The 22,056-nt window shown below is 37.4% G+C and carries 20 protein-coding genes; 6 read left to right on the forward strand and 14 right to left on the reverse strand.

Annotated elements, in window-relative coordinates; genetic code table 11:
• Positions 1-1,709: 1,709 nt before the first annotated feature.
• The 13 genes from KO524_RS06150 to KO524_RS06210 form a co-directional block, all read right to left on the reverse strand.
• Entirely contained in the window at positions 1,710-2,186 is a 477-nt protein-coding gene (locus KO524_RS06150; RefSeq protein WP_219291826.1) for a hypothetical protein, read from the reverse strand.
• A gap of 7 nt (positions 2,187-2,193) precedes the next feature.
• The gene (locus KO524_RS06155) at positions 2,194-2,409 is read right to left on the reverse strand and encodes a hypothetical protein (protein WP_219291827.1); all 216 of its coding nucleotides are present in this window, start codon (positions 2,407-2,409) and stop codon (positions 2,194-2,196) included.
• An 89-nt stretch (positions 2,410-2,498) separates the two neighbouring features.
• Positions 2,499-2,693, reverse strand: a complete 195-nt coding sequence (locus KO524_RS06160; RefSeq protein WP_255555164.1) for a hypothetical protein — start codon at positions 2,691-2,693, stop codon at positions 2,499-2,501.
• Between the two features lie 9 nt (positions 2,694-2,702).
• On the reverse strand, positions 2,703-2,978 hold the full coding sequence (locus KO524_RS06165) for a hypothetical protein (RefSeq protein ID WP_219291830.1): 276 nt from the start codon (positions 2,976-2,978) through the stop codon (positions 2,703-2,705).
• A 22-nt stretch (positions 2,979-3,000) separates the two neighbouring features.
• On the reverse strand, positions 3,001-3,423 hold the full coding sequence (locus KO524_RS06170) for a hypothetical protein (RefSeq protein WP_219291833.1): 423 nt from the start codon (positions 3,421-3,423) through the stop codon (positions 3,001-3,003).
• A 20-nt stretch (positions 3,424-3,443) separates the two neighbouring features.
• Entirely contained in the window at positions 3,444-3,752 is a 309-nt protein-coding gene (locus tag KO524_RS06175; RefSeq protein WP_219291840.1) for a hypothetical protein, read from the reverse strand.
• Positions 3,753-3,778: 26 nt separating this feature from the next.
• Positions 3,779-4,129 carry a hypothetical protein gene (locus tag KO524_RS06180; RefSeq protein ID WP_219291843.1) on the reverse strand — a complete coding sequence of 117 codons (351 nt, stop codon included), beginning with the start codon at positions 4,127-4,129 and terminating at the stop codon, positions 3,779-3,781.
• A gap of 6 nt (positions 4,130-4,135) precedes the next feature.
• Positions 4,136-4,813 (reverse strand): hypothetical protein, encoded by a 678-nt coding sequence (locus KO524_RS06185; RefSeq protein ID WP_219291846.1) that lies wholly within the window; start codon positions 4,811-4,813, stop codon positions 4,136-4,138.
• Positions 4,814-5,020: 207 nt separating this feature from the next.
• Positions 5,021-5,266 carry a hypothetical protein gene (locus KO524_RS06190; protein ID WP_219291857.1) on the reverse strand — a complete coding sequence of 82 codons (246 nt, stop codon included), beginning with the start codon at positions 5,264-5,266 and terminating at the stop codon, positions 5,021-5,023.
• A gap of 2 nt (positions 5,267-5,268) precedes the next feature.
• Positions 5,269-8,886: a colicin D domain-containing protein gene (locus tag KO524_RS06195; RefSeq protein ID WP_219291858.1), complete on the reverse strand. Its 3,618-nt coding sequence runs from the start codon at positions 8,884-8,886 to the stop codon at positions 5,269-5,271.
• A gap of 44 nt (positions 8,887-8,930) precedes the next feature.
• Positions 8,931-10,508, reverse strand: coding sequence for a T9SS type A sorting domain-containing protein (locus tag KO524_RS06200; protein ID WP_219291861.1), 1,578 nt, complete (start codon positions 10,506-10,508; stop codon positions 8,931-8,933).
• Entirely contained in the window at positions 10,483-13,773 is a 3,291-nt protein-coding gene (locus tag KO524_RS06205; RefSeq protein ID WP_219291864.1) for a sugar-binding protein, read from the reverse strand. Before KO524_RS06205 ends, KO524_RS06200 begins: the two co-directional genes overlap by 26 nt.
• A 331-nt stretch (positions 13,774-14,104) precedes the next feature.
• Positions 14,105-14,455: a single-stranded DNA-binding protein gene (locus KO524_RS06210; protein WP_219291867.1), complete on the reverse strand. Its 351-nt coding sequence runs from the start codon at positions 14,453-14,455 to the stop codon at positions 14,105-14,107.
• 155 nt (positions 14,456-14,610) lie between these two features.
• Between KO524_RS06210 and KO524_RS06215 the strand changes: the two genes are divergently transcribed.
• From KO524_RS06215 to KO524_RS15515, 5 genes are all read left to right on the forward strand, one after another.
• Entirely contained in the window at positions 14,611-16,137 is a 1,527-nt protein-coding gene (locus tag KO524_RS06215) for a carbon-nitrogen hydrolase family protein (protein WP_219292285.1), read from the forward strand.
• 12 nt (positions 16,138-16,149) lie between these two features.
• Positions 16,150-16,494, forward strand: coding sequence for a hypothetical protein (locus tag KO524_RS06220; RefSeq protein WP_219291870.1), 345 nt, complete (start codon positions 16,150-16,152; stop codon positions 16,492-16,494).
• A gap of 269 nt (positions 16,495-16,763) precedes the next feature.
• Positions 16,764-17,861: a PCMD domain-containing protein gene (locus KO524_RS06225; RefSeq protein ID WP_219291873.1), complete on the forward strand. Its 1,098-nt coding sequence runs from the start codon at positions 16,764-16,766 to the stop codon at positions 17,859-17,861.
• A gap of 12 nt (positions 17,862-17,873) precedes the next feature.
• On the forward strand, positions 17,874-18,656 hold the full coding sequence (locus KO524_RS06230) for a porin family protein (protein WP_219291877.1): 783 nt from the start codon (positions 17,874-17,876) through the stop codon (positions 18,654-18,656).
• A gap of 249 nt (positions 18,657-18,905) precedes the next feature.
• Entirely contained in the window at positions 18,906-19,283 is a 378-nt protein-coding gene (locus KO524_RS15515; RefSeq protein ID WP_219291880.1) for a DUF4573 domain-containing protein, read from the forward strand.
• A gap of 89 nt (positions 19,284-19,372) precedes the next feature.
• On the opposite strand, the gene KO524_RS06240 is transcribed toward KO524_RS15515, so the two are convergent.
• Positions 19,373-20,638: an ectonucleotide pyrophosphatase/phosphodiesterase gene (locus tag KO524_RS06240; protein WP_219291882.1), complete on the reverse strand. Its 1,266-nt coding sequence runs from the start codon at positions 20,636-20,638 to the stop codon at positions 19,373-19,375.
• Between the two features lie 121 nt (positions 20,639-20,759).
• Between KO524_RS06240 and KO524_RS06245 the strand changes: the two genes are divergently transcribed.
• Positions 20,760-22,055 carry a GNAT family N-acetyltransferase gene (locus KO524_RS06245; RefSeq protein ID WP_219291885.1) on the forward strand — a complete coding sequence of 432 codons (1,296 nt, stop codon included), beginning with the start codon at positions 20,760-20,762 and terminating at the stop codon, positions 22,053-22,055.
• Position 22,056 lies beyond the last annotated feature (1 nt).

A 22,056-nucleotide genomic window follows, 5' to 3' on the forward strand; every position in this document is an offset into this window, starting at 1 on the left:
ACTTACAAAGTATAAACCCTCAGGATTACAAAATTTATAATTTCTACTCATTTTGATTGTTTTATTCCTCTGAATAAAAATAGAGAAAAATCTTTCATAAACACAAAACGCTCAATATAATTGAGCGTTTTTGTATTTAATAGAAGACTCGCACCTAGCATTCTTGTGTATATTTATCCGTACCACACGAAAGGATTCGTGCGGTAGCGGGGGAGAGGACGCGTGGTAGCTGGGCTCAAACAAAATTTTGCTTTCAAAGTTTGATGCTGCGAACAATCTATTCTCTTCATTTTGTCTTGACACAAAACGAAGCAAAAAGTCAAGACACTATAAAAAATTCCTAAAATCACTTTACTCCGCCTAAAAGATTTTAACTCCCTTCGGTCAAACACAAAATCTTTTTTCGGCTGCGTTGCAGTGATTTCTTAACGGATTTTTTATAAGGTCGAAAAGATTGTGCAAAATTCAAAATTAAAGTACAAAGTAAAAACTAGGATTATACTATTGCTGTAATTATTTAAAATATTTGTGCGGTAGCGGGGTAACTTATTCGGAAATTTTTAATACTCGCGCACCAGAAGGGGTATTATATATTACAAAATCTATTTAATATCTATAACTCTTTTTATTTCATCTACTCCCAATCTATTTTTTCTATAAATTACAATTTGATTCGAATTTGCTTTCTTTGTTATTATGTCGCCTTTCTCAATTTCTGAGGGAGCATAAAAAGTATAACTATTCAACAATAATTTATTACCTTCTTTATTGTAATAAGAGCACCGTAGAGCAGGGCTCTCCTCCACCTTCTCTACAATAAAATATATTTCTTGGGAAAATTCTTTTTTCTTATATTGATTAGTCAAGATAAATGTCACTAAAAGTAGAATAACCAAAAAACTTATCAAATACACTATGCTACGTTTTCGAACATTACTCATAATTTTTCGCTTCTTCTTAGTTAAGAATTAAACATAGGGGTAAACATTTTGCGTGTATCTGTGGAAGATTTACAAAAACAATACTAATTATCTTTCTATTGTTCCTTAAAAATAAATAACTAAAAGATAACAAGCAACTATGCTGCACACAATCCCCCAGCTGCCGCACGAAATCGAAGATTCGACGGAGTCAATCCCTTCGTGTGGCAAATTGAATAAACTAATATTTGAATCTTAAAACTCAAGTTTTATACAAAAACCCGGATTCCATTTTGTCTTAGTCAAAAGACTTATTCCCATTTTAAATAAACACCTTTATGCAAGCAGAAAACCTCAGCATGATGGAGTGTTCTTGTATCTAATACAGACCACGCGAGAGGACTCGCACGGTAGCCTAGTCGAATGTTTTTAATATTCGCGCACCAGCGGGGGGATTTGTTCGACAAAAGCTCATCCGCTTTTACCTCCTAAGTCATTGAATTTATAGACATTTTCAAAGATGTTGTTGGTACTTTGCTGTACCATGACTTCTCCGAAAGGCAAATACTCTAGATACTAATATCCTCTCTTAAAACGCAAGTAATATACAAAGAAACCTCATTATATTTTAACAAAGTTGGAAGACTACCTTTTTATTGATAAACTGCCATTGTAAAAAAAACTCCCAATAGGATTGAGCGTTTTTGTTTTTAATAGAGTACTCGCCCCAGAATTCTTGTGTTTATTAATCGTACCACACGAAAGGATTCGTGCGGTAGCGGGGGTTTCCTATAATTTATCCAACTCAAACACAACATCTTCTAATGCTACAACTCTATCTAGTCCAAAATTATCATCTGTAAGTAACACATATTTAAATTCTGGTTCAGATGTATAAAAACCGTTTTTAAATCCTACAAGCTTTTCAAAAGTTATATTTCCCAAATATACTTGTTCATTATTCAATATATCAAGAACCCTATCACCATTTCTTGATTTAGTTACGACTTTGAAATTTGGCAATACATCAGGATCGATTATTCTACTACTTGAGCCGTTATAATCCGCACCCTCACCATATACTTCTAAGTACTCATTAACTCTAAGAATCTTTCGCTCAACAAGCAGCTCCCAGTTAGCTTGCAACCAATCATTAATTGAATCTTCATTTGAGGTATAATCTCTATTAAACAACAATTGAGATACTATTATCCAACTACTATTTAAAAAGTCTGAAAATACTCTTATAGCTTTATCTATATTCATAATTTTTCTATAAACCATTAAGGAAATCCAACTCGCTTTGGGTTGGTGTACGCTTATAACCTTTCGAACCTGGCAAAGAGTTCTTAAACTTTACTTTTTGCAATGTCCCTGCAGGTGCATTAGAATGTGTATTTGGCGTCCATTGCTTTACACGGGCTGCATTAATATCAATTTTACTACCATCTTTAAATATTACTTCAACAGCTTTACCATTTCTTCCCATACGGCTTGTAGTCGTTACTACTTCTTCTCCAAATAACTTAACTCCCCCCTTAGCGACTACTACTTCCCTTACACTAAAAAACTTTTAGTCTAATTTTTTTCTGTAAGACCAAGTTCTTTTAAAATCTCCCTAATTGCAGATTCATCTGTAATCTCAACTTTTTTCAAAATCTCTATGACTCTTTCAATATCCTCTTCTTTAGCTGCTTTGTCAAAAGCGTCCATAAGACCACTTACGTAAAGTCGTTCATTTACTGTCATACCTTTATATTTAAAATCCATCATTTATAAAATTTATGGTTTGAGTATTTTAAAATCAGTTATTCTAACATTCTTTGGGTCTATTATAAGTTCCGGTAACCCTCCTTTATTCCCATCTAATGGCAATGCTGAACGAGATTTAATAATATTATTACTGTTCACCCTACCTTTAATCATAAAGTCAGCGGTGTTCGTTGCTCCACTCGCCCCTCCTGAAGGCAATCCTGCTGCATTTCTAAAGTCTTTAATAGAAGTAGGGTTTTTTGTTGTCCAAGAAAACCCTTGAGCTCTTGCATCCCCACCAAACACCCGATATACTGTAACCTCCCCCTTAGCAGCTTTCTAATAAATTCATTACAAAATTTCTTTTTCTTTCACCATCATTTATAATCTTCGCAATGAAATCACCCCATTTAAAATCGTCCTCATCAATATATTCAAATGGCAAAACATTTAATTTAGGATCTGGTATTGGAAATAAAAAACTAACAAGTACATCATTTCGGTTCATAAGACTAAATTCGTTTTCAGTGTTACTTTTCTCTTTAAGTAATACTCGATGAAATTCCGTTATTAAAAACTTTCTCTCACCATATAAGAAATAAAGGTTATTGTCTATTACTAATAAAGCAGAAAATACTTCATAAATAAACTTATACCATCCATTTACTTGAGGATTTGAAGTCATTTTAAGTTCAGTCTTTGATTTATAATCAAAGTATTTTGTAGCGTAATCAAAGTTTCGTAATAACATAATTTTAATTATTTCAAATTCTAAAACCCTAAATCCTTACCACCTGTTCTTGTTGCACTATTGATTATATCATCCCAAGATTTACCTTGCTGCCTTAAATAGTCAATTGTAGGACCTAGCTTATCTCCATACTTTTGAAGATTTCTTTGATATATCTGTTGTAGTACATTGTTAGGAGTAAGTGATTTATAATTCACCCCAAGTTCTCTTCTTAACCCGTATAAAGTCCTTGCAATTTCTTCGGACGAACTCCCTCCCGACCGCATTTTAGAAGCAATTGATGATAGACCTTCAACTTCCTTAACATAAGCCGCCCTAAGTGCAGGCACCCCCTTAGCGGCAATTCAAACAATCCTTAGATAAAATCACTTACCAATTCTTCATTATAAAATTTTTCACCCTTTTCTGTATTCCCAATTTTGATACACATTTCATTTATAGCCGGAGCATTCCAATATTTTTCATCTTTAAGAAACAGTATTGCTTCATTAGAAGACAATCCCTCAAGTTCATCATTTCCCCATTTATTCATATAAAAAGTTACAAGATTTTGTTCTAAAAAATACTTTAATATCTTCCTAACACTTTCCAAATTTTCTTTATGACTTTTTTCGGGCAATAAAGAATTTAATTCCCATAAAATTTCCCAAAGACCAACAAAGTCTTCTATTGTACTCCAAAGAATTTTATAAATAATGTTTTTCATGCTTACTTATTTTAATGTTGGATTGCCTGATAATGGAATTCGTGTTACTTGACCATTTCTACTTACTTTCATATAAGGGCCAGCGTGTAATGGATCTTTTGCTCCTTGCCAACCTTTTTCTAATAGTATTTGCTCTCCTTTTTTTGCAGGGTTTACAAATTTTATCCCTTCTCCCTTTTTCATAGCCCCTTTAATCCAATCCTTCGGAATCATACTTTCAGCTTCTTTCCATGTGGCTCCTCTCAATGAAGAAAGGTCATCTAAAGAGCGAGTTACCCCCTTAGCGGCATCTTTGGATTTACTAAACGCATTACTAAAATACTTAAACAAACGAGCCCCCCCTTCGATTAATGCTGCATCTCCTAATAAACTTCCGATTGCATGAGTTTTATTCTCATAGGTTCTTAAGTCCATCTTCTTACCGTCCAAGTAAAATATAGAATTACCATTGTCATCAATCGCCCTGGACATACGTTTATTATTAAGCCCCTCCCAAGCATCTTCTCCTATCATCGAAGCGGTGTTTTCTGCTTGTTGATAATAAGCCTGCCAATCTGCTTTAGTTTTACAACTATCGCAATCATTTTCAACTCCCCCAGCTGCCGCACGAAATCGAAGATTCGACGGAGTCAATCCCTTCGTGTGGCAAATTGAATAAACTAATATTTGAATCTTAAAACTCAAGTTTTATACAAAAACCCGGATTCCATTTTGTCTTAGTCAAAAGACTTATTCCCATTTTAAATAAACACCTTTATGCAAGCAGAAAACCTCAGCATGATGGAGTGTTCTTGTATCTAATACAGACCACGCGAGAGGACTCGCACGGTAGCCTAGTCGAATGTTTTTAATATTCGCGCACCAGCGGGGGGATTATATCGGGCTTTTGATTTATTCTTCATCCCTAATTCTTTGTCTTGCTTTAGAAAGAATTTCTTGATAATTACCATCAAAAGTAATCGAAACAACTTTTTCTAACTCAGCTTCCATATCCCATAAAACTCTTTGTTCTGCTTGGTCTTGAAACAAAGTAGGATGTTCTTCTTCATTGAAGTTGTGTAACCATTCAAGAAATACAAGGGCTTCATATTCACTTAAAGTTATTGCAATATTCTTTTTTTCGTTATTTGCTTTCATATCTATAACCCTCCATGTTTTAGAACATTTTGTAATTGTGCAGGATTCAACTTCCAACCACTCATAAATTGACCCGTTGGACTTGATATTACATTCAACCCTGTATTTGGATTGACATAGTGTATTACAGATTGACCTCTGTATGTTCCTTGAATAGTCTGAACACCTGCGGAATTAATATGCTGATTTATAGCAGAACTGAATTTGCCAGCATTTGCTTTATTATAATTTCCAATTACTCCAAAGTCGCCTGCGTGTTTAAACTTAGCCTGCAGCTGTTTCGAAGTGTTTAACAAAACGCTACTTCCCCCCTTAGCGACATCTTTGGATTTACTAAACGCATTACTAAAATACTTAAACAAACGAGCCCCCCCTTCGATTAATGCTGCATCTCCTAATAAACTTCCGATTGCATGAGTTTTATTCTCATAGGTTCTTAAGTCCATCTTCTTACCGTCCAAGTAAAATATAGAATTACCATTGTCATCAATCGCCCTGGACATACGTTTATTATTAAGCCCCTCCCAAGCATCTTCTCCTATCATCGAAGCGGTGTTTTCTGCTTGTTGATAATAAGCCTGCCAATCTGCTTTAGTTTTACAACTATCGCAATCATTTTCAACTCCCTCCTTACTCATCCCTGTAGGGTCAGTAAAGTTAATCGGGTTGTTTCCAACGTACGAATACGGTTCCATGGTTTGCTCCGCCAACGGGTCTACGTTGAACCATCGACCTAAAGCAGCATCGTAATTACGTGCACCATAGTCGTAAAAGTTAAGCCCCAGCTCGTCTTGGAGCTCTTTTGCGTTATACTTATACTTCTCTGCCGCAGGATTCGCTTGAGCAACCGCAGGATTATCTCCCTGATGTTGCAGTCCAAACGGATAATAATTGTTTTCGCTTAAAACTTCATCAGCAGTAATCAGTCCGTCGCCGTTGGTGTCGGAATAACTCAATCGGACGTTTCCGAGATGGTCTTTATATTGGTAAACGTATTTATTGGTTTGCACATTATAATATCCCTCCACCGTTGGAAAAAACTGTAATTGATTGTTCTCATACTGAAAAGCGCCCAAATAATCGGTTGTTGTTACCGCACCGTTTGTTGGAACAACCTTTTTCTGCAACTTGACACCCGCCGCATTGTAAATATAATTAATTTTCCCAGCAGTCATGGTAATTTCTGTCGGCAAATTCAAGTGGTTGTATTTGATTTGAGTAATGCCCTTGTTTTTGTCAATAATCAGGTTACCAAAGCTGTCATACGCATAATCGTTACCAGTATGGGTTCCCTTTTTAAATCCTTCTGCATTATTTGTAGCATCGGTTACTTTTTGCAATTGATTGCCGTCGTAAGTGTAGTCCAAATCGTCGATTTCAATAACGTTATTCGCCGTTGTGTTTCCGTTGCGTTTAAGCGTGAGTATATTGCCGTTTTTATCATAGGTCAGACTTTCATCATATGCACGGGTAATCGGATTAATTGTCTTGGGAAGGCTGTAAAAAGCCGATTTCAAACGATTTAAACCATCATAATTGTAATTATAGCTTTTGAGAACACCGTCGTTGCTTCTCCATAGTTGTTCGGCAATATTTCCATTATACATCGCTTTTTGAGTGAGCGAAAGTACTGGTCCAGAGCCAGGGCTTGAATAAGTATCAAATCTATTATAATTGAGTTTTAACGAAAACAAAGGATTATTACTAGCCTGAACACCGTCTTCATGAACATCATTAATTTCCGTAAGCCAACCGCGAATGTTGTACTTAAAACTCACCTTTTGAAGTGGAGGAGTTATTGCAGTACCTCCTAGTCCTCCCACTTCTTTGGAGGTTAAGACCCTCAAATTATCATAATCATTTTTAGTCAAAACCACCGCTTCTCCATTACCTACTTGATGGGTATGGGAAACGAGTTGCTCAGCATGGTTGTAGGCGAAATTCTCCTTTATTACCGTTGGCTGGTCCGCACTCGCTTGAGTAGCCGTATGTGTGGTCGTGGTCGATATCGGTAGTCCTCGGAAATTTAGTTGTAAATCGGTTTGGGTAAAACCGCCCAAATGATTTTTAAGATATGTACGAACCGCTCTGTTTTTAAAATCATACAAGGTATAAGACAGTTCTCCCAAGCTTTCGTTGGCCGTGGTGATTACTCGATTCCAATTTCCTGTAGGCAAACCTTTCACATTGGTTTTAACTACAACCCCTTCCACCGCAGGCAACTGAGCTAAACTTGTATCAAAACTGTAATTGTCAAAATAATTAACGCTTAAAATCTGAACCGCTGTTTTTGGAAAACAACGGTTGGTATATTGCATTGCAATACCGGAGATAGGAAGCTCATCTCTCTCACCTCTAAATTCAAAATCAAAGGCTTGATTTTGCAACTCCGTTTCAAACTGCTTTCGCCCAACAGCAGTAGTAGGTAATCCGGTATAAAACCCCGAATAAACCACCCGATTAAAAACATCATATTTGGTAAAAAGCCAACCTGTACTCTGGTCGCCAAAAGGACTCAATACCGGCCCAGTTGCAATTAATCGATCTGCTTTATCGTACACCAAATACTCCCAGTCTTTACCGGGCAACTTCTTGGCAACCATACGATTTTTATAATCGTATTTGTATTGGTAGCACAGTTTATTTAAAGTTTCTGTATCGGTTTTACCCGCTGCTAAAGGAGGTAAAACATACCGTAGATTACCGAAGTCGTCGTAAACATAATAGGTATAAAAGAGTACGGTTCCCAAAAGAAAATGTTCCTCATCTACAGGGCCAAAATCAACACCTTTCGAGGCAAATGGACCGATATTAACAGGTTCCATATACCTCGTTCTTTGAAGCACAACTTGCCCCTGTGCGTCCTTAAATTCTTCGTAAAACCCCTTACTTTCATCTTTAACCGTATTCCAATACAGACTGTTTTTAGCGTGATAACCCGAGTTAACCAAGTTGGTTTCAATTAAACCTGTACTATTATCAACAAAAATACTTTCTGTTGCCGTAAATTTCTTTACTTGATTGGTTGTGTTTAAAGCGTTTTTATATTCGATATTGCGGTTGTCGGATGCGGCCGAAATTTTCCAATCATTTCCTGGAGCAGCTGATTTTATTACTTGCTTTAAGGGCGACGCCTCCAAAACCACTTCACTATATGGATTAGTTGTGTTTTGGTATTTGGGAGTGTTGTAAAAATTCAATGTTGCCTGTTCAGCATCGCTAACATAAACGGGATTACTCGATCCAAATGCCCCGCCTATCCCACCATTAGGAGGGGCTCGTTGTGTGGAAAATGGCAGAAAGGTTTTTGTTTGTCCTAAGTTGACTTCATAGCCGATATGGGTAACGATATTGCCTGCGGCGCTGCTACTGCCTGCAATCACCTCTTGTTTGGGGCGGCCCAACCCATCAAAATAAACTACTTTGACTTGGGTTGGACCAAATCTCGGATTCAGGCTGATCCCTCCAGAAGCCAAGGAGACACGCATACTGTCTACCACTAAAGGCAAACTCGTCGGGTAGAGATATGTTGTGGTTTTGATGTAGTTTTGATTGATGCTTTGTGCCCAACAACTGGAGATAACTCCTAATAATAATATTAAAAAGTATATTTTTCTCATGTTTTTTCTTTTAGTTAACGGTAAAATAGAAAGTAACTTTTATATTATTTTCTGATGATTTTCACCGAGGCATCACCCTCATCGGTTCGTACTTTTATAAAGTACACCCCTTGTGGATAGGGAGCCAAATCAACCGCAATCGTCTGATACTCGATACCAGTTTGATAAAGGATCCGCCCTTTGACATCAATCAATTGTAAATCTCCTTTTTTATAGTCGAAACCGATAATGACGTTGGTATAACCAGCAGTAGGATTTGGAACAGCCTCAATTTTTAAACGTTCTTCTTCTTTTGATTCTTTTTTTACTTTAACAATCCAAAAATCATTTCGTCCCTTTTGCGCCGCTTTGTTTGCATTGGGCTTTCCGTCCGATGTACCGGCAAATACAAATCCGCCATCACGAGTTTGTACGGTTTTACGCAAAATGTCAATCCCCGTGCTTGATATGGACTTCTGCCACAGTTGTTCTCCGTCCGGATTGATTTGAATACCCATATACTGGTATTTTATTTTTCCTTTAACCTTACTGATGCCATATCCTCCTAATAGATAATTGCCTTTTTTATCGATTAAGACGCTCGTTAATAAATTCGTTTGGGCCTCGCCATAACTTTTTTGCCACAACACCGTCGCATTTTGATCTATTTTTAGCAACCAAAAGTCACTGGCCGTATTCGCTGAAACGGTTTTATTTCCAGAAATATCCGAATTCGAACTACCTCCTATCAAAATATTTCCGTCCTCCAATTCTTGGATTTGGGTAAGTGCATCGTCTTGACTACCTCCGAAAACGCGTTGCCATTTTTCCGCTCCCTTTCCGTCGAGTTTGATTAACCAAAAGTCACGCATACCAAAACCTGCTGCTCCTTTGTCTGTACTCATAGGGGAATTGGAATTGGCTCCGATTAAGAAACCTTTGTCTTGGGTTTCGATGATACTAACCATTTCTTCTTCGTAGCTGCCTCCATAACTTTTTTGCCACAAAAGGTGACCGTGTATATCTAAACGCAAAATCCAAAGATCTTTTCCGCCTTGAGTACTGCTTTTTTTATCTCCCGATGCACTAGATTGTGTCGTAGCGCCTATAATATATCCGCCGTCTTGAAGTTGTTTAACCAAAACCAAATCGTCGTTACCACTACCACCAAAACTGGACTGCCACTCTATCGCTCTAGCCGCATTGAGCTTTACAATCCACAGGTCTTGACCGCCGTTGGACTCGCTGCTCTTGTCTCCAGATTTTCCAGATGTAGAGGTCATTCCCAAAATAAATCCACCGTCATTGGTGCCGTCTATACTTTTAAGCAAATCGGTACCGTCTCCACCGAGTCGTAATTGCCATTCTGGGTCGGAATTTTCTTTCATTTTCCACAGCCATGCGTCCATATTACTGATTTTCTCAGCATTTAAATCTCCCGTTTTACCAGACAAACTCGATCCAGCCAACAGAAAACCATAGTCGGCTGTCGGTATCATATCAAATAAATATTCCGACTGTTTGCCACCCCATGTTTTTTCCCAAAGAATTTTTTGTGTAAAGCCGGTATTGCTCCAAAATAAAATCCCTAGTAGCAAGATTTTAACACTGCAATCACTAATTTTGTTTATAGTTGTACTCATACTTTATCGTCGTATTGTTATTAGCATCTTCCACTTGTTTTAAACGTCCACTTTCATCGTATTTGTAATATTCTATCAAGCCGCTGGCCGTTTTTTTATATATTAAACCGAGCATAGGGTCATATAAAAACTTACTTATAAAAGCGCGTTTTAAAAGCGCGTTTTGGTTCATCTTATTTTCTAATAATGACATTCTAATGGCATTCGGTTTACTTGAATTTGAGAATCCATTGATATCAGTTGCTCCTAAAGCATTGGAAATGGTTTGATAGGATACGTTTTCAATTTGCCAAATCGGCAAGGTTTTGTTATACCCGTAGATATAATTAGTGACTAATCCGGTTTTATTCCTAACACTCAATAGGTTACCCTTATCGTCGTATTCTAAAAATTCCATTTGCTTTTCCCAAGGACCATTGCGGTGCTGAATCTCTATTGAAGCGGGTTTCCACAATTGGAAATCTGGGGAAATTTGACGAAAATTGGTTTTTATCGTTGATGTTCGTACATTATTAAGATACTCTCGTTGTTCAATTACAGGGGCTACCAAATTTCTACTCGTCATATCTGCATAAACACCGCTAAAATCGTATGGATATTTGTAGGTGGTTCTATAGGTTTTATCAGCTGTTTTTACCGTTTTTCTAGTAATATTTTTATATTTATCATGGTATTGATAGGTAGTTTCTGAGTTAATTAAACCTAGGCTATTTCCATTTGGATAGTCTATGATGGTTTCTTTTTTTAGATAAGGAGTATAGGTATATATTTTACTAGCAATATAAGTATAAGCATGAACAAGCCCTCTCTGCTGAGAAAGCAGGTGGTTATCATATAGATTGATTGTTCTAATATACTCTTCAAATCGTGAACTAGAATCGTTATACTCGTATGTATATGCTTTGAGCAAATCCCCTTTTGACTGGTTTGAAGAAGCTTTAGCCTTAAAAAGTGTTTTACTCAAAAGCTGTCCCCTTTCCAAATCCATACTAATAAGATCATGCACATTCCAAATTTCCTTATTTCCCAAATACCTTATATCGTTTTCATGATGGGTTGCGTAATCTATATTTATTGAATCATGGAAACCGTTGTCAAAATTTTTGTATTTGTAAGTAGTAAAACTATGATCAACATCGTCAATTTCTGTTACTTCACTATAGGTTATATGATTTCCTCTTAACCGGCCTGCTGGATAAATATCGTTAGTACTCCAAGCAAAATACTCAATCCCGCGAAAATTTATTACGTTTGTGTTTCCACTAATAAAATCAAAATAGGTAGGAACATGCGCTAAGACTCCACTCGATTTTGTATTACCATTTTGATAATTATGTACATAAGCATAACTTTTTGAACTTAGTAATTTGTTGTCAGAATCAAAATTCCGAACTCTTTTGATTCTAACCCCACCAGCAATATTATCTGTGCCCTCATAAGGTTCTACTACAAATGCTGCGTTACGACTGTGTACTGTGTTATGACTGGCATTATAGTTCTTAGCAATACCACCATACCTGTTTGGCTCGTATTCGAATTTGGTATATCCCCCAGTGGGATAAACAATGTCGGTTAATATTTCCCAAGTATTGAAACGAGATACTTCCGGTTTTCTACTAGCCGTGTAAGCATTTCTCGCAGTTGCATTATTTTTAAACTCTTGTAGAATTTGGTCAAAACGTTCCTCTGGTATATTTTGGATATCGTCCCAATAGCCCAAATAACCACTTTTAGAATTATAGAAACCGTAATCATCTTTATTGTACGTGTGGTAATCTGGAGATTCCGATACCGGCATATCATATTTAAAAAAATAGTTCTGTGTTTGTCCAGCTACATCACCGGTATATCCTGTAATTCCCAAACTACTAAGCTTAGCGCGTTCGAAAGAGCTAGCTTTGTAATTCAAATCAATTGCTTTAAATAATTTTTTCTCTGAATTTAAGATTCTGATACGTTCTATTTTTTTTATAGGTCTTGTCAGTTCATAAAAAGAAGTTTTCTTAGGATTAACATCCGTCATAACAAATAAGATGTTTTTATCGGCCCTTTCTGCGAGATCGTAATCTGAGCTCCTATCATGTTGCATATTATCATAAACCATCCCTGAATATCTATGGTGATTTTCCGATATTTTATAGTCAAACTCTATAGTTTCTTTAGGAGTTACTATAGACGAAAGCAGAGCTGGAAGTATCATCGTTGCTTGTTCATCATTAATATATCTGGTTTTTTTTTCAAAAAGTTGCAAATCCGGTACATTATTGTCGCCAAGATCAATTTCACCAGTTTTCAGATGACTATATACACGACTGGAATATATAGGTTGTTGACGGATATAATCGAAAGTAATTCGCTCCCCATTTAAGAAATTAATACTCGTCAAATGCCAAGTCGTTGGAATTGTTTTTACAGCATTTTTCCAATCTTCATAGGCTGAAGGAACATTCCTTATTGCCGGAGTTAAACTTGGTAAATCATAATTATGCCCCAGAGTACTCAATTCAATGGCGGTATCATTAGTTCCAAAAACATACACAATGCCATTGCTATCTATTAAAATAAAACTATACACCTCATGGCGATATTCAATTCTTGCAGTTTCATTATCAAAAAGAGGCACCGTGATAAGTTTATTTGCAAAGTTTATTTTTACATCGAAATAGACTCCTTCTTTACTTCTAAATTTAGGTTTATTTTGATGATCGAAATATATTTCTCCAGAAAAGCCATTAAAATTGACCGAATACACCGCTCCTAGTAACGATTTCTCTTTTTTATTATTACTAGAAGTCATGTCATTTCCTGAGGTACCTCCCAATATCTGGGTTAAGTAACTTTTAGTATTCCAATAGTCATTATTAATCACGTGCTCTTGGTTCACTATGATTGGACCTGAAGACGGCACATCAATTCTCTTTTTACTTTCCAATAAAGTAATAGTTCCTCCACTGGTCAAATGCCATCCCAAGCCTGTTACTCCGGGTTGTGCTTCTACCTTATTTCCCATACCGTTATGATATTTTAGAGTTAGCGGAAACTCGAAATCTCGATGTGAAATCGTATATAGAGGAATCCCTACATCAGCAACACCTATAAAATTACTTGGAGGAAAGTCTCCAAAAACCCGAAAACTGGAAGCTGTTGGTGAATTTGGCAGCGTAACAGTTCCATGATTTTGACTCCCATTTATAGTTGCATGCAATTGCCCATATAAATGGTTCGTCGTTACCCAAGCTAAAAGCAAAAAATACAGATTTTTCATTAACAAAATTTTAAGCCAACGATTTATAAATAAAACAATAAAAACAAGTAAGTTGTAAAAATAAATATCATAAAAAATAAATAACACAACATTATAAATTTATTTTTAACTCAAATAACAGAATTACAATCATACAACATACTTAAAACCAATGTTCCTAACAATAAACACCCTTTGTTTTACAACTAGATATTAATACTAAAAACCTCTTAAAACTAGCCCTAACATTTTAGTACGGAAAACCGTACAAATAGTTCAACAACACATTGGAATCGCCTCTATAAAAACTACCATCCCAATCTGTACTAATGTTTATAAAAACAACCATTACTTAAGAATCCAGTTCCGACTTAGTTCCCAGCAACAGCATTTCAGAAACCACGACCTCAGCAATATATTTCTTAACCCCTTCTTTGGTCTCATAATCCCGATAGACCAATTTACCTCCAACACAAACTTCCTGTCCTTTTTTGACAAATTTTTCAGCGATTTCCGCCAATTTTCCCCAAGCCACTACTTGGTGCCATTGGGTTTGTTCAACGCGTTGACCGTGTTCGTCGTAATAAACCACCGAAGTGGCCAAACTAAAATTAGCGACCTTCTTTCCGCTCTCAAACTCTTTTACTTCTGGGTCTTTCCCCAATCTTCCTATCAGCCTTACGCTATTTCTTAATGTACTCATTTTTTAAAATTTTAGATTAAACTATTTGTTTTTCTCTGTACAAATCACTTCTTTTGATTTATAACTATCCTGATAAAAAACGTTTACAGTCGAATGTAAATGCTTGTAACCGTTTACAAATGGATTTTTATGTACCTTTAAAAGAAAAAAAAGTAATGGAAGCAGCTATTAATAAAGTAGAACTTCGAAATCTTCAAGTCGAAGATTATTTGGAATTAAAGAAATCCATGATGGAGTCCTACGAGGGTATGGAAGACTCCTACTGGATTAAAGATGAGATAGAAGCATTATTAGCTACCTTCCCAGAGGGACAATTGGTTGTTTTAGTCGATGATATCGTGGTCGGCTCCGCCTTATCACTTATTGTAGATGAACGCCAAGCGATGTCTGCCCATACTTATGAGTCGATTACTGGAAATTCCACCTTCTCTACACACAACCCCGATGGTGATGTGTTGTATGGTATTGATGTGTTTATACATCCCAAATACCGCGGTTTGCGTTTGGGACGTCGTTTATATGATGCGCGTAAAGAAATTTGTGAGCAACTGAATCTAAAGTCTATTGTATTTGCGGGACGTATTCCCAATTATTCCAAGTTTGCCAAAGAATTGACACCAAAACAGTATTTGGATAAAGTACGCGCCAAAGAAATACACGATCCTGTGATGTCTTTTCAATTGAGCAACGATTTTCACGTGGTTCGCTTGATGCGCAATTATCTCGAAGGCGATAAAGATTCGAAGGAATACGCGGTGTTATTGGAATGGAATAATATATTCTATGAAAAGACCCAACAACTGATTAATACTAAAAAAAGTGTTGTCCGCTTAGGGCTAATCCAATGGCAAATGCGTTTGTTTAACGAGCTCGACGAGTTTTTTGATCAAGCGGAGTTCTTTATCAATGCCGTAGCCGATTACGAAAGTGATTTTGCTATGTTTCCCGAATTATTCACCGCTCCCTTAATGGCGGATTACAATCACTTGTCCGAAGCCGAAGCCATTCGAGAATTGGCTCGTTTTACGGATGATATTCGAAAGAAGTTTCAGGAATTTGCCATTTCTTATAACATCAACATCATTACCGGAAGTATGCCGTATATGATTGATGGCAATCTCTATAACGTTGGTTTTCTTTGTAAAAGAGACGGTACTTATGAAATGTATTCCAAAATACATATTACCCCCAATGAAGTGCATTATTGGGGAATGCAAGGCGGATCTAAAATCCAAACTTTCGATACCGACTGTGGAAAAATTGGAATTATTATTTGTTATGACGTGGAGTTTCCCGAACTATCGCGATTATTGGCAGAGCAAGGTATGGACATTCTCTTTGTTCCCTTTCTTACCGATACGCAAAACGGCTATACCCGTGTGCGAAGTTGTGCCCAGGCCAGAGCTATTGAAAACGAGTGTTATGTGGCCATTGCAGGTTGTGTAGGAAACCTACCAAAGGTGAATAATATGGATATCCAATTTGCACAGGCAGCCGTATTAACCCCCTCTGACTTTGCTTTTCCGACCAACGGGATTAAGGCAGAAGCAACACCAAATACCGAGATGACCCTGATTGTCGATGTGGATGTCAATTTATTAAAAGAACTGCACGAACACGGAAGTGTTCAGATAAAAAAGGATCGTAGAACCGATTTATATGAGACGAAGAAATTGAAATAAAAAACAAATACCATGAAAACGTGCTTAGAATGTGGAACTAAACTAGTGGGCCGAGAGGATAAAAAATTTTGCGACGACAGCTGTCGGAATTCGTATAACAATAAGGTCAATAAAGATTTTAACAATTTGGTTCGCAATACCAACAATCAACTCCGGAAAAACTACCGCATTCTAAGATTTTTCAACAAAAGTGGTAAAACAAAAATTCCCATATCAAAGTTATTGCAACAAGGTTACGATTTTCAACTTTTTACCAGTATTTATCAAACCAAAACCGGTACTATTTATTATTTTGTGTACAATCAAGGTTATTTAAACATCGATACCGAATACTGCTTACTGGTGCAGAAAAAATAGTTCTACTCCCTGGATTTAAGCAGCTTAAGCTTTTTGTTTAAAATCCACCTCAACCTCCCCCCAACTTTTATTTAAGATTCGAAACAGTTGTTGTTTAACAATCTAATACCCGTATCTAATATTATCGTCGTTTTTATTAATAAAACAAACCGATCGCTAAAAATTACCTCATACTAGCGTATTTTTACCTAACCATTTAAGCTGGAATAACGGTGCTGCTATTAGTCGGTTGAAAAAGCATGGAATTGGTTTGTAAAACACTTTAACACATGATGAAATTAAAAATTATTTTCCTGAGTTGCTTCGTTTCCATATCCTTGGTTTCTTGTATTCAAGAAGAGGCCTTAAATGCCGAAGCCGATATACTTGAATGTATTGTCTCCAAAGACATTTTAAAGGCTGAACCGCTTGTTGAAAATGATCGTGTGAGTTTACGCGTGCATTCCGACATCGACTTAACGCAGCAAGCCCCCGAATTCATCCTAACAGCCGGAGCAAAAATAGTTCCAGCTAGTGGAACTGTCCGAGATTTTACCAATCCTCAAACCTATCAAGTCACTTCGCAAGACGGGAATTGGAAAAAGAATTATACGGTGTCTTATATTACTTCACAATTGAGCACCAATTACAATTTTGAAAACTATAGAATAGATAACAATGCTTTTTATGTATTTTATGAAATGGATCAAAATAACATTCACAACATGGATTGGGCTACTGGAAATATCGGATTTTCGTTTACAGGAGTAGCGAAATCGCCTGATGAATACCCGACAATCCCTTCTAAAAACGGCAAGACTGGAGGTTGTGTACAAATGCAAACCAAGTCAACCGGTAGTTTTGGTGTAATGGTTAAGAAACCCATAGCAGCCGGTACTATCTATATTGGTTCCTTAGATCTCACGGAGATTCAAAACAATCCGAGAAAAGCGATAAAGTTGGGATTTCCATTTGAGCACCAGCCTCTGCTTTTAAAAGGTTTTTATAAATATGAAGCCGGTCCGGTTTATACCGATATGGGACAAACCGTAGATCATGTAACGGATACTTGGGACGCCTATGCCATTTTCTATGAAACCGACAACGCAACCAAAGTGCTCGATGGAACGAATAAGTTTACGCATCCCAATATCGTTTCCATTGCTCAGATCGATATTAAAGGAAAGAAACCAACGGCCAACTGGACAGAATTTAATATTCCTTTTGTGGTAAGAAACGGTAAAACGGTCGATTTACAAAAGCTAAAAGAAGGCAAATACAACCTCAGCGTGTTGTTTACCTCAAGTATAGACGGCGATGATTTTAAAGGCGCCGTAGGCAGTACGCTTTATATCGACAACGTTGAAGTGATTTACGATTCCAACTAAACTTTACAATCCATGAAACATTTTTTCTATCTAGGCTCCCTATATTTACTTTGCACTGCTGCTTTCGCTCAAGAATTGCCTTCGGAAGAGAAGGTATACAGCGGCCGATTTTACTTGAATTTAGAATATCAACTAAAAGGGGGACTCAATTTGGGAGGTAGTACTCCTATTCCTTTTCCACAAGAGATTCGCGCGATAAAAAACTTTAATCCGACCTTAGCTTTTACAGTGGAAGCCAATGCGACGCACTGGTTAGAGCATCAACAAAATTGGGGTATTCGAAGTGGTTTACGTTATGAAATGAGAGGGATGAAATCCGATGCAGAGGTTAAAAATTACCGTACTGAAATTATTGGAGAGGGAGGCGAGCTCCTCAAAGGATATTTTACTGGAGAAACGAGTACAACTGTAAAAAACACTTACCTAACGATTCCGATTCTGGCTGTTTATCGTGTTTCTCCTAATTGGGATTTCAGTTTCGGCCCCTATTTTTCCCTTTTATTGTCCAAACGATTTGAAGGTACTGTAGGTGAAGGTCATCTAAGAGACCCAGACCCGACAGGAATCAAAACCTCTTTCACAAAAGAAAATGGCGCTACCTTCGATTTTTCAGACCAAATCAATCCTTTTCAATGGGGTGTTCAATTGGGTACCGCTTATCAGTTAACACCTAAAATTCAAATTTATTCCGACTTTAGTTGGGGATTTAACAACCTGTTTAAAAAAGATTTCGAAACCATTAGTTTTAAATTATATAGCCTCAATCTAAATTTAGGTGTTGCTTATCGTTTTTAAATAAAGCATCGAATTAAGAGTTAATTTATCTAAGCATGCTTTACAAAAGGATTTTGCTAAACAATTATTTTTCATACCGTTATTTCAGGTCAGAACAAACCCCGTAGGGGTAAAAGGATTGTGAAACCCCGTAGGGGTGAAAGGATTGTAGAACCCCGTAGCGGTGAAAGGATTGCAAAACCCCGTAGGGGTAAAAGGATTGCGAAACCCCGTAGCGGTGAAAGGATTGTGAAACCCCGTAGCGGTAAAATGATTGCGAAACCCCGTAGCGGTGAAAGGATTGTGAAACCCCGTAGGGGTAAAAGGATTATAGAACCCCGTAGCGGTGAAAGGATTGTGAAACCCCGTAGGGGTGAAAGGATTACGAAACCCCGTAGGGGTAAAAGGATTATAGAACCCCATAGGGGTGAAAGGATTGCGAAACCCCATAGGGGTGAAAGGATTGTGAAACCCCGTAGGGGTGAAAGGATTATAGAACCCCGTAGGGGTGAAATGATTGCGAAACCCCGTAGGGGTGAAAGGATTACGAAACCCCGTAGCGGTGAAAGGATTATAGAACCCCGTAGGGGTGAAATGATTGCGAAACCCCGTAGGGGTGAAAGGATTATAGAACCCCGTAAGGGGTGAAAGGATTTCAAAACCCCTCCAAAGGAGGGGGAATGTTGTAAAACCAAGAGGTAGCTCTTTTGTATGGGTATTAATTGTTTATGCCATATCTATTTCAACACCGATTTAACCATACGGTCATCGCCATCGATTTTATGGGTGTTTTCCAGGCCCAACAACTCAGTCATCAAGGGATATATATGGATGTTTTCAAACGCATCCACTTTGGTTTTTTGTTTGATTTGCGGTCCCCAAGCAATAAAAGTAGCCTTCATATCAGGATATTGATAAGGGTCGTAACCGTGTGCACCTGGGCTGGCTTTTTTGTTCGAAAAATAATACGGGCTGTCGGCAATTAACACGATATCACCAATTCGACCAAAATAATCATCCTTGGTGCTAAAGTGATATTTTTCTGGAACCTCATTCTTTAAAAATACCTGATAATGCGGTCCTTTTGCCGCTTTAACCGCACTGTAAACGCTTTCAACTTGCTGAGCATCCTTTACAAATAGACTTACATAAACACCGCTACTAACTACCGTAATTTCTTCAGGATTAATCGTGATAGGCAAGGTCAATAGCTCTTTTTGATCAATATTTGTCATTCCATGATCGGCCACAAACATATAGTTTACATCTAAATCACTTTTAGCAACTGCTTCAACGAGTTTTTTTACCGATTCATCTATAAACTGAACCGCTTGTTTGGTTTCCACTGCATCGGGTCCGTAGGTATGCCCCGCATGATCTACTTCTGGAAAATAAAAGGTAATTAAATGCGGTCTGGTTTCCTCCGGCATACGCAACCACTTCACCACTTCCTCTATTCGCTTGTCTATACTGATTTTCTCTGAATAAGGAAAGTAATACGACGGTAAAACACCTTGTATGGCGGCTTCTGATCCGGGCCAATAATAACAAGCAGTCAGCATTTTCTGTTGTTCTGCCAAAGACCAAATCGGCGTTCCTCCATACCAAGCTGGATCTAAAACCGCTTTGGGATTATTCAGTGAATACCGTTCTTCTATCTTCGGATCGTACATATAATTCCCAACCAAACCGTGATGAGCAGGATATAAGCCGGTAACTATAGTATAGTGATTTGGGAAAGTAACCGACGGGAAAGACGGAATTAATGCCTTGGCCCTAACCCCTTTTTTACCTAAACTACCCAAGTATTTTGCTTGGTGTTTTTCAATATAATCATGGCGAAATCCATCGGCCGAGATTAAAATCAAATAAGGTTTTTTTTGCTGTTCTTCGTCATTTTTACGATTTGGAACAACAATTTGCTCGTTGTCATGCTGTGCATAAAGTGTTGAAGCTCCCAGAGTGAAGCTGGCCCACAACAGCGATAAAACTAATCTTTTCATAAATCAAATTTACTTCATTTTTAATAATCCGGTATTAAGCAGAAGTTAAACTTCAAATTTCGTAGAAAAATTTTTTAGGCATACCCAAAATTATATTTACTTTTATAGCTTTGATATATATATGAAAACCCAATCTGAAAACCTGTTTATCCGCAAACTCGAACATAAAGATGTCGAAAGTTTTTTTTCCATTTATTCAGATATTCATGCGATGAAGTTTCGGGAAACACCCCCAACTTTATCTCTGGAAGAAGCGAGACAATCCATAGAAAAAGCACATAGAGAATTTGCTGAAAAAACCGCATTTCGCTTTGCTGTAATCGATAAAAAGACAGACGCGCTAATGGGTACTTTCGTCTATAGACCAAAGGATTTGGAAACGGTAGAAATTGGGTATTCACTGGGTAAGAATTATTGGAATAAAGGATATGCTTCTGAGTTGGTTTGTATTATGCTCACTTATTTACGGAAAAAGGGATTTCGTCAGATACAAGCTTGGACAGCACAAGACAACACGGCTTCACAGCGGGTTTTAATCAAGAATCATTTCGTTTTAGCCGATGAAAACGTTACAAATAACAAACTGTTGTTTCAACACTCCAACTTAAACGAATTCGAAAATACCGTGAACATACTCGGCTGTGGTTGGTTGGGATTTCCTCTTGCAGTACATTTTAAAAATTTAGGTATCTGCGTTAAAGCATCGACCACAACGGAAACGAAATTGGCCTTAATAGAAGAAGCGGGTATTAGCCCTTATTGCATCAATCTGGCAGAAGAAAACTTAAACGAATCTCTTATAAACGATTTCTTATGCGGCTGTGATACCCTAATTATCGCCATACCGCCGCGAGTAAAGGACGCCGCTATGCCCTATAGCCACCAACTGGAACGATTGATACCGCTGTTGTGCGATAGTGCCGTAAAACGGGTTATTTTTATGAGTTCTACTTCGGTTTACGGTTGCCAACCTAACCTGATAACTGAAAAAACAGCAACCGACCCCACAACAACTAGTGGTTGTGAAATTGTAGCGGCCGAAAATCTCTTTAGAACGGAGGGATTATGGAAAACGACCATATTGAGATTGGGCGGTTTATTTGGTCCTCTTCGCCATCCTGTAACTTTTTTAGCACAAAAATCCGAATTCGAAAATCCGGATTTAAGTGTCAATATGGTACATCTGAACGATGTCATTGCTTTTACTACACAACTCGTTTTTCAAAATCAGAAAGAAGCCGATGCTGTTTTTAATCTGGTTGCTCCCTATGAGCAAACACGAAAGGAATTCTACAGTCAAGCCGCAACCATTCGAGGATTAAAGCTACCTCCGGATGGCAGTACTAATTGGTCTTTAGAAAAAATGGTTTCCGGTGATTTTATCATCGAAAAAACAGGCATTCATTATTTGTTTTAGA

This window comes from Flavobacterium sp. NKUCC04_CG (genome assembly GCF_019345525.1).
GTDB lineage: Bacteria > Bacteroidota > Bacteroidia > Flavobacteriales > Flavobacteriaceae > Flavobacterium.

Coding starts and splice junctions, on each gene's coding strand:
- KO524_RS06160 (WP_255555164.1), bottom strand. CDS start 2,693: ATGATGGATTTTAAATATAAAGGTATGACAGTAAATGAACGACTTTAC.
- KO524_RS06170 (WP_219291833.1), bottom strand. CDS start 3,423: ATGTTATTACGAAACTTTGATTACGCTACAAAATACTTTGATTATAAA.
- KO524_RS06200 (WP_219291861.1), bottom strand. CDS start 10,508: ATGAGTACAACTATAAACAAAATTAGTGATTGCAGTGTTAAAATCTTG.
- KO524_RS06205 (WP_219291864.1), bottom strand. CDS start 13,773: ATGAAAAATCTGTATTTTTTGCTTTTAGCTTGGGTAACGACGAACCAT.
- KO524_RS06220 (WP_219291870.1), top strand. CDS start 16,150: ATGAAAACGTGCTTAGAATGTGGAACTAAACTAGTGGGCCGAGAGGAT.
- KO524_RS06195 (WP_219291858.1), bottom strand. CDS start 8,886: ATGAGAAAAATATACTTTTTAATATTATTATTAGGAGTTATCTCCAGT.
- KO524_RS06230 (WP_219291877.1), top strand. CDS start 17,874: ATGAAACATTTTTTCTATCTAGGCTCCCTATATTTACTTTGCACTGCT.
- KO524_RS06245 (WP_219291885.1), top strand. CDS start 20,760: ATGAAAACCCAATCTGAAAACCTGTTTATCCGCAAACTCGAACATAAA.
- KO524_RS06190 (WP_219291857.1), bottom strand. CDS start 5,266: ATGAAAGCAAATAACGAAAAAAAGAATATTGCAATAACTTTAAGTGAA.
- KO524_RS06155 (WP_219291827.1), bottom strand. CDS start 2,409: ATGGGAAGAAATGGTAAAGCTGTTGAAGTAATATTTAAAGATGGTAGT.
- KO524_RS06225 (WP_219291873.1), top strand. CDS start 16,764: ATGATGAAATTAAAAATTATTTTCCTGAGTTGCTTCGTTTCCATATCC.
- KO524_RS06150 (WP_219291826.1), bottom strand. CDS start 2,186: ATGAATATAGATAAAGCTATAAGAGTATTTTCAGACTTTTTAAATAGT.
- KO524_RS06180 (WP_219291843.1), bottom strand. CDS start 4,129: ATGAAAAACATTATTTATAAAATTCTTTGGAGTACAATAGAAGACTTT.
- KO524_RS15515 (WP_219291880.1), top strand. CDS start 18,906: ATGATTGCGAAACCCCGTAGCGGTGAAAGGATTGTGAAACCCCGTAGG.
- KO524_RS06240 (WP_219291882.1), bottom strand. CDS start 20,638: ATGAAAAGATTAGTTTTATCGCTGTTGTGGGCCAGCTTCACTCTGGGA.
- KO524_RS06215 (WP_219292285.1), top strand. CDS start 14,611: ATGGAAGCAGCTATTAATAAAGTAGAACTTCGAAATCTTCAAGTCGAA.
- KO524_RS06210 (WP_219291867.1), bottom strand. CDS start 14,455: ATGAGTACATTAAGAAATAGCGTAAGGCTGATAGGAAGATTGGGGAAA.